This is a genomic window from Methanohalophilus halophilus (genome assembly GCF_001889405.1).
GTDB classification, from domain to species: Archaea; Halobacteriota; Methanosarcinia; order Methanosarcinales; family Methanosarcinaceae; genus Methanohalophilus; species Methanohalophilus halophilus.
Genome location: NZ_CP017921.1, coordinates 1,198,868 through 1,211,777, shown reverse-complemented (window position 1 = coordinate 1,211,777; position 12,910 = coordinate 1,198,868). Strand labels below are relative to the sequence as shown.

At 41.2% G+C, this 12,910-nt stretch carries 12 protein-coding genes and 1 pseudogene; 5 read left to right on the top strand and 8 right to left on the bottom strand.

What is annotated here, in order from left to right:
* Nucleotides 1-44 precede the first annotated feature (44 nt).
* From BHR79_RS06215 to afpA, 5 genes and pseudogenes are all read left to right on the top strand, one after another.
* Complete coding sequence (locus BHR79_RS06215) at nt 45-1,418, top strand: multiheme c-type cytochrome (protein WP_072561541.1); 1,374 nt, start codon at nt 45-47, stop codon at nt 1,416-1,418.
* Nucleotides 1,419-1,429: 11 nt separating this feature from the next.
* Nucleotides 1,430-1,621, top strand: coding sequence for a 4Fe-4S dicluster domain-containing protein (locus BHR79_RS06210; RefSeq protein WP_072561540.1), 192 nt, complete (start codon nt 1,430-1,432; stop codon nt 1,619-1,621).
* Nucleotides 1,622-1,636: 15 nt separating this feature from the next.
* Nucleotides 1,637-2,260 (top strand): annotated as a pseudogene (locus BHR79_RS06205) (flavodoxin family protein).
* A 14-nt stretch (nt 2,261-2,274) separates the two neighbouring features.
* Entirely contained in the window at nt 2,275-2,973 is a 699-nt protein-coding gene (locus BHR79_RS06200; protein WP_072561539.1) for a ferredoxin--NADP reductase, read from the top strand.
* A gap of 17 nt (nt 2,974-2,990) precedes the next feature.
* The gene (gene afpA, locus BHR79_RS06195; RefSeq protein WP_072561538.1) at nt 2,991-3,542 is read left to right on the top strand and encodes an archaeoflavoprotein AfpA; all 552 of its coding nucleotides are present in this window, start codon (nt 2,991-2,993) and stop codon (nt 3,540-3,542) included.
* Here afpA and BHR79_RS06190 read toward each other — a convergent pair.
* From BHR79_RS06190 to BHR79_RS06155, 8 genes are all read right to left on the bottom strand, one after another.
* The gene (locus BHR79_RS06190) at nt 3,539-4,342 is read right to left on the bottom strand and encodes a hypothetical protein (RefSeq protein WP_072561537.1); all 804 of its coding nucleotides are present in this window, start codon (nt 4,340-4,342) and stop codon (nt 3,539-3,541) included. The two genes, afpA and BHR79_RS06190, sit on opposite strands and share 4 nt — an antisense overlap.
* Before the next feature lie 8 nt (nt 4,343-4,350).
* Nucleotides 4,351-5,454: an inositol-3-phosphate synthase gene (locus tag BHR79_RS06185; protein ID WP_072561536.1), complete on the bottom strand. Its 1,104-nt coding sequence runs from the start codon at nt 5,452-5,454 to the stop codon at nt 4,351-4,353.
* A 166-nt stretch (nt 5,455-5,620) separates the two neighbouring features.
* Entirely contained in the window at nt 5,621-6,028 is a 408-nt protein-coding gene (locus BHR79_RS06180) for a hypothetical protein (protein ID WP_083433040.1), read from the bottom strand.
* Nucleotides 6,001-6,420: an archaeosortase B gene (gene artB, locus BHR79_RS06175; RefSeq protein WP_234970446.1), complete on the bottom strand. Its 420-nt coding sequence runs from the start codon at nt 6,418-6,420 to the stop codon at nt 6,001-6,003. Before artB ends, BHR79_RS06180 begins: the two co-directional genes overlap by 28 nt.
* A gap of 197 nt (nt 6,421-6,617) precedes the next feature.
* Nucleotides 6,618-7,820, bottom strand: coding sequence for a VPXXXP-CTERM sorting domain-containing protein (locus BHR79_RS06170; RefSeq protein WP_072561533.1), 1,203 nt, complete (start codon nt 7,818-7,820; stop codon nt 6,618-6,620).
* Between the two features lie 472 nt (nt 7,821-8,292).
* Complete coding sequence (locus tag BHR79_RS06165; RefSeq protein ID WP_072561532.1) at nt 8,293-11,535, bottom strand: DUF7507 domain-containing protein; 3,243 nt, start codon at nt 11,533-11,535, stop codon at nt 8,293-8,295.
* A 186-nt stretch (nt 11,536-11,721) separates the two neighbouring features.
* Nucleotides 11,722-12,447, bottom strand: coding sequence for a hypothetical protein (locus BHR79_RS06160; RefSeq protein WP_234970477.1), 726 nt, complete (start codon nt 12,445-12,447; stop codon nt 11,722-11,724).
* A 195-nt stretch (nt 12,448-12,642) separates the two neighbouring features.
* Nucleotides 12,643-12,876, bottom strand: a complete 234-nt coding sequence (locus BHR79_RS06155; protein ID WP_233125738.1) for a winged helix-turn-helix domain-containing protein — start codon at nt 12,874-12,876, stop codon at nt 12,643-12,645.
* Nucleotides 12,877-12,910: the final 34 nt, after the last annotated feature.

Sequence of the window (12,910 nt, the reverse complement as noted above, 5' to 3'; positions counted from 1 at the left end):
CCTTCTGATTAATATTGACGGGGGATTTTCAGGAGGGGTATGTAGTGAAAATTATATCCATATTTATCCTTTTGACATTCTTATTTGCCTGTGCAGGGGTTGTAGCTGGTGCTTCTCCCACTGAAGCAGGCACATTATCGCATGAAGATTTCACTTCATATTCTACCTGCAACAGATGCCATGCCATCACGACAAGCCAGTGGGAAGGCAGTATGCATTACCATGCTTTCGATGACCCATTTTACCAGGAAGAACTAAAGCTTGCAAGTGAAGAGTCAAATGGCTCTCTTGACGTTTTCTGTACACGTTGTCACATACCTGTCAGTGTGGTTTCAGGGCAGGTCCCTCCTATAGATAACCCTAATATAAGTGAAGAGGCTGATGAAGGAGTAGGCTGTGATTTTTGCCACAGTGTAAAGGAATCCTCTGAAATAGGCAACGGAGGTTATGCGGTGACTCCTTCTGAGACCAAATATGGCCCCTTCGATGATTCAGAATCTACTTACCATGAATCACAGTACAGTGAATTCTATACAAAATCAGAGTATTGCGGAATGTGTCACCAGATTACCCACCCAGCATCCGGTGTAGTGCTGGATGACACTTATCAGGCATGGAGTGAAGGCCCCTATGCTGAAGAAGAAGAAGTCCAATGCCAAGATTGCCATATGACACCAGGAATCACTGAATTTGAGGCAAATCCCGGACGTGCGGGATCAGGTGCACCCAAAAGAGACCATATATCGGTGCACAACTTCGCAGGAGCCAATGTTTTTGTTACAGGGATACTGGAAGAGGACGAACATAGGGAAATGGCAATTGAAAGACTTCAGGAAGCGGCAACACTTGAAGTAAGCCTTCCTGATAATGCACAACCGGGTGAAGAAGTTGCCATTAAAGTGTCAATTACGAATTCCGGGGCAGGCCATAATCTGCCTACAGGACTTACTGAAGCCAGACAAATGTGGACCCAGGTGGATATAAAAGACAGCCAAGGACGCGAAATTTACAGTACAGGAAATCTGGATAAGGATGGCAATATCGAAAATGGAATTATTTACTGGGCCGTATATTCCGATGCTGACGGCAATCCTACTCTAAAATTATGGGAAATTACAGATGTGATATCTGATAACAGGATTGCTCCTGAATCAACTGCCGTTGAAGTTCATAATTTTACGGTACCAGAAGGTGCAGTAGATCCCATCATTGTGGATACGAAATTGCTCTACAGGTCTGCTCCCCAGTCACTTATAGATGAACTGTTTGGAGGAGAGTACGATGTTCCGATTGTAGAGATGGAGTCCGTTAAAGGCGGAATAAACGGTGAGGTAGAGTCTGAAGGAACACCAGGATTTGGAAGTTTTGTTGGCTTGATTGCATTATTAACAATTTATTTGTTTAGAAGGAAAATGTAAGGAGGAAGAATATGCCACCAGTTGTAGACAAAGATAAATGTATAGGAAGCGGTGAATGTGCCGAGGTATGCCCCACAGACGTTTTTGATCTGAAAGAAGATTCCAACGGGGATACAAAATCAGTAGTTTCACGGCCTGACGACTGTATAGAATGTGAGCTTTGTGTGGATGCCTGTCCGGCTGATGCCATTGTACTTGAGTGAAAGGAGTGTGAATTGATGTCCGACAAGGACATTGTGAAAATACTTGGAATTTCGGGCAGTCCTCGCAAAAAGGCAACTGCTCGTGCCGTGCAATATGCATTGGATTATGCAAAGGAAAAATACAATGCTGAAGTGGAGTATTTTTCTGCAAGCGGGAAAGAATTGAAATTCTGTATCCATTGTGATCATTGTATAAGAACCAAGAAGGGATGCATCCACAAAGATGACATTTCTGACCTGTATGAGAAAATGTAGTGGGCGGATGCTTGGGTAATAGGGACACCGGTGTATCAGGGAAACCTCAGTGCACAGACCAAAACCATAATGGACAGGTGCAGGGCAGTTGTAGCGGCAGACCCGAAGGCATTCCACAATAAGGTAGGGGCTGCACTGGCAGATGGAGGTGATCGAATGGGTGGACAGGAGCCATCCCTCCAGACTATACTAAACTTCTATGTGATCAATGAAATGATCCCTGTTGGTGGTGGTTCATTCGGGTCAAACCTTGGCGGCACCCTGTGGTCCAAGGACAAAGGAGCAGAAGGTATAGATGAGGACGAAGAAGGATTGCGCAGTCTGCGCCGTACAATGAAAAAACTTATCCTGACAGCCCTGCAGATGAAGAAACTGGAGCAATAAAAGGAGATCATAAATTGCAATTTGATGCAACGCTTCTGAAAACCATTCCCAGGACCGAAGATGTGGTAAGTTTTCTATTTCCCCGACCTGATGGTTTTGATTACCTGGCGGGCCAGTATATTTTCGTGGAACTGGAAATAGGAGAAAAAAAGGTACGCAAACCATTTACTATCTCCAGCAGTCCGACCAACAAGGATATCATTGAATTTACCAAGAAACTCACAGGCCATGAGTTTTCCGATGCTTTACTTTCACTTCAAGCCGGTGATACGGCAGGGATTGAAGGTCCCTTCGGGAAAATGACCTATTCAGGAGAATATGACAAAATTGCGCTTATTAGCGGAGGAATCGGGATCACACCCATGATTAGTATCTCACGTTACTGTACAGACAAAGGTATGGATACGAATATTGTTATGATATCCAGCAATAAAACAGAACAGGATATTGCCTTTCGCGATGAGCTGGATACTATGCAAAAGCGCAATCCTAACCTGAAAGTCGTACATACCCTCACCCGGGCTTCCGAGGAGTGGGAAGGTTGCAGAGAACGTGTCTGTGAAAGCATGATATTGCGGGAGATTCCGGATTACAGGGAAAGGACATTCTATATATGTGGTCCTCCACCTATGGTAGAGGCTGTTAAGGAAATACTATATCAAATGAATGTGGATAAATCTAAAGTTAAGTATGAGCTATTTACAGGTTATTGAATCCCAGGAGGAATGTTATGAAAAGAATCGCATGGGGTATTACAGGCTCAGGTGACCTTATAAAAGAGACGTATGACATAATGGTAGACATAAAGAAAAAAACCGATATTGAGTTTATGGTATTTCTTTCAAGAGAAGGGGAAACTGTAATGAAATGGTATCGAATGTGGGATGACATACAGAAAGATTTCCCTAACTTCAAAACAGATGCGGGCCCTAACTCACCTTTTATTGCCGGCCCATTGCAGGTTGGTCATTATGATGCTTTGATTATCGCACCAGCCACAGCCAATTCTGTTGCCAAGATAGCACACGGTATTGCCGATACCCTTGTAACAAATGTTGTGGCCCAGACCGCAAAAGGGCAAACACCAATTTATGTCCTGCCTGTTGATCAGGTACGTGGTGATGTTACCACCTATGCACCCAGTGGAAGAAAAATGAAGTTGAAGATGCGGGACATTGATGTTACCAATTCAGAAAAACTGGCTGAAATGGAAAACATGTACATATTGACAAAACCTGATGATATTTATGAGCTGTTGAATATAGAAGGAAAAGAGGATTAATAATAAACATCACCTTCTCTTTTTTCAATTTCATCCGGGTTTTTTTCTTCCAGGATCTGCATATTCCTGAATACGGCATACGCTGCCAGAATACTGTCCAGAGCATCACCTTGAGTATTTAAAATACATATATCTTTTATTTCATTATCAAGCATAATATTAAATTCTTCTAACTTATCCACAATAAGTTTCCTGTTAGCTTCCCTATCACTCTTTTTTCCTTTATACGGCACATATAAACCCTTTTCTTTCAGGGTGCAGGCCGGACATATCTCAACTACCCAGGGTTTTTCAGGATTCGGAGTTTGTATAGGGAGAATACAGGCAAGGTTATTCCTTATAAGTGGATTAATTATTCTTGAGATACCATAATAAGTCTGTTTGTATAGCCAGAGATTGTATGCAGCAAATGGTGCACCTTTTTCATTTTCCTTTTTACGTTTGAATTCTTTTCCATCTGTTTTCTGGCGATAGTAATCCCTGAAACTTTCTGCAGAGGCATGCTTAAGAGGGAAATTGATTATGAACTCCTTCCAGTTGTTTTCTTCTGTTAGGGAAGATGGGAGTGCAAAAGGAAAATCCATTCCAAAAATAGCATATTTTTCCCTGGCGATCATGCTATAAAGAGCAGTAATACAACTCTGAGTATCATGGCTTTCAGAAAAAAAGTGAGCAGGATGACAGGTGTGGATTTTGAGGAAGTTATCGTAAATGCTTCCTTCACTTACCCATATCTTATTGCAGGCTTTTTTAGATCCGCTAAAATCCACACCAAATATTTTCCTTATATTATAAGGCATCTTGCGTTTCAGTTATCCCTGTTGCCTTCAATGAAATCATTTGTCATGAGGAAGGCTTCGTCATCGTTGTATTGTTTCGGTGGATGTTTCATGAAATAAGATGCAGGGGAATAGAGAATTCCTCCGGTGTCTCTTTCAAGTGCTAGTTTGCAACAGCGTATGGCATCAATTACAACACCTGCAGAATTAGGAGAATCCTCAACTGAAAGACGTAGTTCGATATTCATGGGAACATCGCCGAAAAGTTTTCCTTCCATTCTCAGGAAACAAATTTTGTTGTCCTTTTGCCAAGGCACATAGTCACTTGGACCGACATGGATATTTTCATCATCCAGACGGTCTTTGAGTACAGATTGTACAGCCTCTGTTTTGGATGTTTTCTTGGAAGACAACCTGCTGCGATTAAGCATGTTAAGGAAATCGGTATTCCCACCGGTGTTTAGCTGATAGGTTTTTTCCAGTTTGACACCACGTTTGCTGAAAAGGTCTGCCAGTGTCCTGTGAGTGATAGTGGCTCCGAGCTGGGCCTTTATATCATCACCAATTATCGGCAGGTTTTTCTCTTCGAACTTTTTAGCCCATTCAGGATTACTTGCAATGAAAACCGGCATATTGTTAATGAAACCCACTCCTGCTTCCAGAGCACAGTCTGCATAAAAACATGCAGCTTTTTCTGACCCTACAGGCATGAAATTCAAGAGCATTTCAGCACCGGAATCTTTTAGAACCTGCACGATATCCTCTTTGGTGGACTCGCTTTCATCGCTGATTATGAATTTATATTTATCTTCATAATCCGTCATGTGTCCAGAAACACCATCAAGGATGCTGCCCATTGTAACTTTTATGCCTTTTTCAGGAATGTCCGGACAGAATACAGCAGTGCAATTTGGTTCTGCAAAGATGGCCTCTGATATGTCTTTCCCTACTTTTCTTTTATCAATATCAAACGCAGCTACAACCTCAATATCGGAGGGTTCGTAACCTCCAATGGTCCAATGCATTAGACCGATAGCATCTGTCTCGGTTTTATCCCTGTAGTAATCCAGACCCTGAATGAGAGAGCTAGCGCAGTTGCCAATCCCTGCAATTGCGATCTTTATATTCTCCATAACACTTCCTCGTAAATATGAATGCAATATGTTACCGTAACTATCATATATAATTAATCATCGAGCCATCCTCTTAATGTCGGCATTTGAATAAAAATGTTTCTGAGAATGATTACAGAAAATTACTTTTTTATCTCAATTTACCTTTCCTTTAAGTGCAGTTTGTTCATAATTCAAAGTTCAAATCCTTGTATACAAATGCAAACCACAACAAAAAGGGAAACGCTGTCCTGCCGATAGCATAAATGTAGAACAATTCTCCGGCTACAGAGACGAAATTGAATTGCAGTACTATGACCACCAGAGTGAATAAGAGGATCAAAAATGACCCCCCAAAGATAAGTTTCAGCCTTCTTTTATTATCTATCGGGGTAGCCATGATAAGTGCAATAAAAGGTACCAGGTTCAGAGGCAGATAGAATGTGATAAAATCAAATGCGTTAAATGCATGGCTCGGGGAGGCAAGATATGCCCTGATCGCCGGTATCCCCAGGATGAACAAAATTGTCAGGTATAAAAGGAATTTACCTATAAATACCGAAATCCTCATCTTTTCACTACTTTCTCTATCCATATCAGAACAACCAGTACTATAATTATAATCAACGTGACCTGCCAGAAGTAATAATGGACATAATCAAATATTTCAGGAAACCAGAGACCTACAAAGCCAAGACATACCAAACGCACCATGTTTATACCAAGTATTGCTGGCACACCAAAAGCTATTCCCATAAGTTTTTTCTGATAAGTTGTGGAATATGCCAGCACACAGCCAGAATAGACAAGCACCTCATATATGCCGGTACATTCATCCACGACTTTCATTGCCGTTATTCCACTGGTAAAATATAGTACATTTTCATTAACCGAATTTGTGACGCCCAGAAGGCTCATACTAAAGGAGAACACTTCTGCGGTCAGGTTCCTCAAAAAACCCAGGTCTTCCTTAAAGAAAAGATACATGCCTGTGAAAAGTCCTATATAAAACAGGTATAAAGCGACAAACCTTGCTACCCTATTATCCGCAAGTTCTTTTATTTTATATTTCAGTAATTTGGAATCATTTTTGTGGCTTATATTTTATTCCCCCAGAATTCCCCGTAAAAAGAATGCCTTTACGTTATTTATACTTAGTGTCAAAAAAAGAAAAAAGAAAAGGATTAGTCACGGCGTCTCAGCGCGACAAATCCAAGCATACCAATAAGGGCAACCAGACCTATCGGTGTCATAGTAGGTACACCATTTGGAGGTTTTTCTTCACAATTGTAGTGAGCCGGGTCACTATCATCCACCTGAACACCGGATACCAATCCGATTCCATTGGTAGTACCCACATTTGAGTAAGGTACACATGTGTCTGGAACAGTACCACTGTAGTAGCAGACCTCTGTTTCAGATACTGCCAGATCGCCGATATCACAGATAAAGCCTTCCTTGTTGTCTGTAACATTCACATCGACGAGTGGTTCGTCCCCTATATTGGTCACATTGTATCTCCAGTAAACATCACTTGCATTTTCAAGTATAGGTCCTGATGCCTGTGTTTGTGCATCGTACCAGGTTGAGTTATCCGGTGATACATATTTCTTGATCATGATGTCAGGACATGGAAGACGTATAAATGCGGTTGCAGTGTCTTCTCCGGGACCGTCATCCAGACCACCAGCAAATACTTCCACTTTCAGATCTGGTTGACAGGGACCAACATCCCATATTTCACTAACTCCATTTATTGAAATTTCATAGACGCCATCTTCTGTTGGACTAAATACAGCTTCTACATCATCATAACCAAGTGGCCCCTCCTCAACTGTCCAGTTATTATTCTGAATTCTGAGTGTGACAGTGGGGTTTCCATCCTGACTTATCCTGATCTTCCATGTTTCAAGATCGCCCATTCCTGTACCTGCCGGGCCATCATCTCCAACACAGTCACCATACTCACTACAGTCTGTGCCTATGTTGCCATCACCGTCAAGATCCCCGGGGATTCCATAAACCGTGCTCATACCGTAGAGAGTATCATTGGCTACATCGTAGTGACCATAGATCTGCTTTATATCGTAGCCACTTGAGTCTCCAAGCTGAGCCATTGTTTCATCGTGACTGGGGCCTGAATCATTCTTAGGGTCTTCTTCATACCATGTAGTGGTATCTTGACCGAATGCACCCTGTCTTATTTCCAGCCTGTCCCCTACGTCATAAATGTCATAGCCAGTACCATTAACCTGACCATAACTCCAGTTATCGTTCCATTCATCCGTACTTTTTTCCCCATCCACCGTTATAGCCGATGCTGCGGGAATTGCTATCATTAACATCAATGCTGCGCACATAGCCAGCACTATTCTCATTTGCTTCATCGTATCCACTCCATTTATACCACCATATTATAGTAGGATAGTATAAACTATGAAGTGGATGATTTATAGTTCTATAGTAAACTTAGTTTCTAACGATCCGTATACTTTGTTTCTAAACAAGAAGTTGGACGTTAAAAGGAGCTTCAAAGAGATAATTCAAACAATTCGTGTCAATATTAATTATCTCTTTATTAGTTAGAATTAACTCTAGTATTTCTGCCATATTAAAGGTATTTTGGAATCTAGCTTATTTCCAGCAGGTTTTTACATTGGTGATTAAGTTATCAGCAAAACACAGTTTCTAAAAATAAATACTTGTTTTTGCTAGAGGTAAAAAGAAGTTTAAACCCATATGTTATTGCAAAATAATAACATTGTAGTGATTTCACCTTAAAATGGAATTATTTTTAAATTATCAATATCCATAAGTTGCCAATAAAAAAATAAAGAATGGATTTTTACAAATCCATTCTCACTCGTCTTTTCTCCTCAGGAACAATACTATCCCCATTCCTATGAGGGCCACTGTTAGCAACGGATGCGCTGTAGGCACATCTTTCTCCTCTCCGTAGTAGTGGCTTGGATCAATATCTTCTACGGTTTCTCCCTCATATTCACCTGTTGCAGTTGCATTGTTTACATACTGGCCAACTTCTGCAGTTCCATTGGCTGTATAAGTCCACGTTTCTCCAGGTTCCAGAATAGTGTCATTGTTGAGATCACTACTCTGGAATACAGGAATCACACCCTGATCATCAGTTACATTGATGTTGGTCAGGTTAGCGCCTCCAGTATTTGTAACAACGTATTCCCATTCAACTGTTGATCCAACTTCAACCTTAGGGCCTTGTGGATCATCTGCATCTTGGCCATTTGTCGACTTTTCGATGTCGATTGAAATAGGCAGATACATTCCAGCGTCCCATGTCAGGTCGACTTCACCTGCAAACAGTGAAGTTGTTACAGTCCTTCCGGTTGCTACATTGGCATCACTATCTACTGCGTCGTCAGTTCCCTGGTCAGCAGGACTGAATTCATAATCATCCGGCAGCAAGAACTCGACGAAGTAATCTCCTGCAACAAGGCCTGTGAATAGGTAGTACCCTGTTTCATTTGTGGTTGTACTGTCTACAAGCACCCCACCTTCTGTGTAGAGATTGACAGTTACATCAGCAATTCCAGTGTCAGTTTCATCCTGGATACCATCCTTGTCCAGATCTTCCCAGACATAGTTACCCAGAGTTGACCGGGGTGGTTCTTCACCGAAGTAGTGGCTGGGATCCTCATCTGTGACAGTATATCCATTGTGTTCTCCTGTAACGTTACCAACATTGGCGTATTGGCCAATTCCAGCTGTACCGCTGGCAGTGTATGTCCATACTTCACCAGGTTCGAGAATATCGTCTCCATTGAGATTACTGCTCTGGAATACCGGAATCTCACCCTGGTCATCTGTTACGTTAATATCGGTAAGATTCACATTACCGTTGTTGGTAACAACGTATTCCCAGTTTACAGTGTTGCCTTCCTCAATGGTTGGTCCGGTTGGATCATCGGCATCTTCTCCATTGGTTGCTTTCTCAATATCGATTGAGGAATTCACACCGAAGTAGTGGCTTGGATCTTCATCGGTAACCTCGGCATCAGTTGGATCAGTTCCTGTAACATTACCGAGATTGGCATACTGACCTTCTTCTGCCACACCTGTTGCATTGTACATCCAGACTTCACCAGGTTCCAGTATAGAGTCACCATTTCCATTATCGACTAGATTATCGATAGTTCCAGTAACGTTATCCTGAACCAGGATGTCAGTCAGATTCACATTACCGGTATTTGTGACATTGTAAGTCCATACAATATCTCCACCAACAGTAACGTAAGGTCCGGTTGGGTCATCGGCATCTACTCCATTGGTTGCTTTCTCAATATCGATTGAGGAATTCACACCGAAGTAGTGGCTTGGATCTTCATCGGTAACCTCTGCATCAGTTGGATCAGTTCCTGTAACATTACCGAGATTGGCATACTGACCTTCTTCTGCCACACCTGTTGCATTGTACATCCAGACTTCATCTGTTTGGAGTATATTGTCACTGTTTGTATCTCCACTTATGTATGCTGGAGTTACACCCATGTTATCCTGAACCAGGATGTCAGTCAGATTCACATTACCGGTGTTTGTGACATTGTAAGTCCATACAACATCTCCACCAACAGTAACGTAAGGTCCGGTTGGATCATCAGCATCTACTCCATTGGTTGCTTTCTCAATATCGATTGAGGAATTCACACCGAAGTAGTGGCTTGGATCTTCATCGGTAACCTCGGCATCAGTTGGATCAGTTCCTGTAACATTACCGAGATTGGCATACTGACCTTCTTCTGCCACACCTGTGGCATTGTACATCCAGACTTCATCTGTTTGGAGTATATTGTCACTGTTTGTATCTCCACTTATGTATGCTGGAGTTACACCCATGTTATCCTGAACAACGATGTCAGTCAGATTCACATTACCGGTGTTTGTGACATTGTAAGTCCATACAACATCTCCACCAACAGTAACGTAAGGTCCGGTTGGATCATCGGCATCTACTCCATTGGTTGCTTTCTCAATATCGATTGAGGAATTCACACCGAAGTAGTGGCTTGGATCACTGTCATTTACCACAATTATACCAAATTCACCTGTGACATTGCCGATGTTGGCATACTGACCTTCTTCTGCAGTACCCACAGCAGTACATATCATTGATTCACTGACATTGAGTGTTGTTTTAGGGCAATCTACTACAACTCCCTGATCATCGGTTACAACAATATTGTTGAGAGGTACATCCCCAGTGTTTGTTACATTATATGTCCATGTAACTTCATCCCCGACAGATATAAACGGACCTGTAGGAATATCGGCATCTTCACCATTGGTTGATTTCTCGATCATGATGTCAGGGCATGGAAGACGAATAAATGCAGTTGCAGTGTCTTCCCCCGGACCGTCATCCAGACCACCTGCATATACTTCCACTTTCAGATCTGGTTGGCAGGGACCAACATCCCATATTTCACTAACTCCACTTATTGAAATTTCATAGACGCCATCTTCTGTTGGACTAAATGCAGCTTCTACATCATCATAACCAAGTGGCCCTTCATCTACTGTCCAGTTATTGTTCTTAATTCTGAGTGTTACAGTGGGGTTTCCATCCTGACTAATTCTGATCTTCCATGTTTCAAGATCACCCATACCTGTACCTGCCGGACCCACATCTCCAACACAGTCACCATAATTGTCACAATCTGTGCTTATGCTGCCATCACCGTCAAGATCTCCAGGGATTCCATAAACTGTACTCATACCATAGAGAGTATCATTGACTACATCGTAGTGACCATAAATCTGCTTAATATCGTATCCACTTGAGTCTCCAAGCTGGGCCATTGATTCATTATGACTGGTTCCTGAATCATTCTTAGGGTCTTCTTCATACCATGTAGTGGTATCTTGACCGAATGCACCCTGTCTTATTTCCAGCCTGTCACCTGTGTTATAAATGTCATAGCCAGTACCATTAATCTGACCATAGCTCCAGTTATCGTTCCATTCATCCGTACTTTTATCCCCATCAACCGTTATAGCCGAGGCTGCGGGAATTGTAATAATTAACATTAGTGCTGCGCATATAGCCAGCGCTATCTTCATTTGATTCATCGTATCCACTCCATTCATACCACCGTTATTATAGGATGATTAAAACTATGAAGTGGATGGTTTATACTTATGTAGTAAACTAAGTTTCTAACTATTCGTATACTTTGTTTCTAAACAAAAAATTGCACGCAAAAGTAGGCAGATTGGAAGACAAGTCAGGTTCAAAAGTGTTCAATGAACAATTAATTATACTTTGGTAAAAACCGAACCATCAAAAATTTGGCTCATTAATTTTATAGCATTATCCGGTATTTGTGTCTTTTTTCCTTTATCGCCGTATTCCATATTCAAATAATCCGAAGGATTCCTACAGACACCGTTTTTGGGATCGGAGGGGTCATAGTCCTCAATAAAGATAACACATCCTGTAAAACCCAGATCTTTTTCCACATGATCCAGTGCATAGTTAACTCCATAGGGACAGCCAACACCCGGCATGAAATATCTGTATCCTTCTTCTTTCTTTTGTTTAAGCCAAGGAAAAAGGTTCGAATCACTATCAATAATGAATATCCTGTCACTTGTAAATTCATGCTCCTTTAGGACATCAATCATTTTTCCCAGAGAACATGGAATATTACATTTTTTGCCATTTAATTTAAGGCAATCCTGACTTTTCCTGCCATCAGAAGGAGTATTCAAAGGGCAGCAATTTTCACCCAGGGGTTTTGCACAATAAGGAAGGAATGACACACATTTATCCAACTCTTTTTCAACAACCCTGTTTATGTCCATTGATGGGGGATAAACAGCAACGTTCGGGTTTTTGGGTATTGTTTTTTGCCTGTTCAATCCGCATTTCCTTGCCACCATAAATTTGCTGATTGAATAGGGAGTCAAAGCATACACTAATTCTCTAAAAGTAAGGGAACTTTGTTGTTTCGTGCAGTTTGGGGGAGTGGGTTGTGTCATGCTCATAATTATAATAAGTATTATTATATATCTATTTCTATCTAAAATATTATATATTTAATGGATTTATTATATGTCTGTAACTGGGTTTTTTAACTAACACATGTCTGACTAATAAAATCCATCGTAATTAAAATTAGAAACATTGTTTCTAATTATTGTTTTTAATTTTGTTTTTATGATTTTAATGCAGTTTCAAAGTTTCAGTATCATTGCGAGATCGTGGAAGGTTTTTCCTTTTTCAGTAGTAACATAGCGGTCTCCTTCCTTACGTATCAATTCTTTTTTTTCCAGCATTTCCAGATATTTTTTTGCAATACTGAAGTTTAAATTTGCATTATACACGATCTGGGTTTTGTTTGCCCCACTCATTGCTGCGTCTAATATCTCAGCCGAAATATCGATTCTGCTTCTTCGTTTAATGGCCACCACCTCCACCATTTACTCTTTCAAAGGGGACAAA

Bases quoted from the DNA above. Each gene is read 5' to 3' on its own strand.
- BHR79_RS06190 (WP_072561537.1), bottom strand. From the start codon at position 4,342: ATGCCTTATAATATAAGGAAAATATTTGGTGTGGATTTTAGCGGATCT.
- BHR79_RS06165 (WP_072561532.1), bottom strand. From the start codon at position 11,535: ATGAATCAAATGAAGATAGCGCTGGCTATATGCGCAGCACTAATGTTA.
- BHR79_RS06160 (WP_234970477.1), bottom strand. From the start codon at position 12,447: ATGACACAACCCACTCCCCCAAACTGCACGAAACAACAAAGTTCCCTT.
- BHR79_RS06170 (WP_072561533.1), bottom strand. From the start codon at position 7,820: ATGAAGCAAATGAGAATAGTGCTGGCTATGTGCGCAGCATTGATGTTA.
- BHR79_RS06185 (WP_072561536.1), bottom strand. From the start codon at position 5,454: ATGGAGAATATAAAGATCGCAATTGCAGGGATTGGCAACTGCGCTAGC.
- artB (WP_234970446.1), bottom strand. From the start codon at position 6,420: ATGTATCTTTTCTTTAAGGAAGACCTGGGTTTTTTGAGGAACCTGACC.
- BHR79_RS06180 (WP_083433040.1), bottom strand. From the start codon at position 6,028: ATGGATAGAGAAAGTAGTGAAAAGATGAGGATTTCGGTATTTATAGGT.
- afpA (WP_072561538.1), top strand. From the start codon at position 2,991: ATGAAAAGAATCGCATGGGGTATTACAGGCTCAGGTGACCTTATAAAA.
- BHR79_RS06210 (WP_072561540.1), top strand. From the start codon at position 1,430: ATGCCACCAGTTGTAGACAAAGATAAATGTATAGGAAGCGGTGAATGT.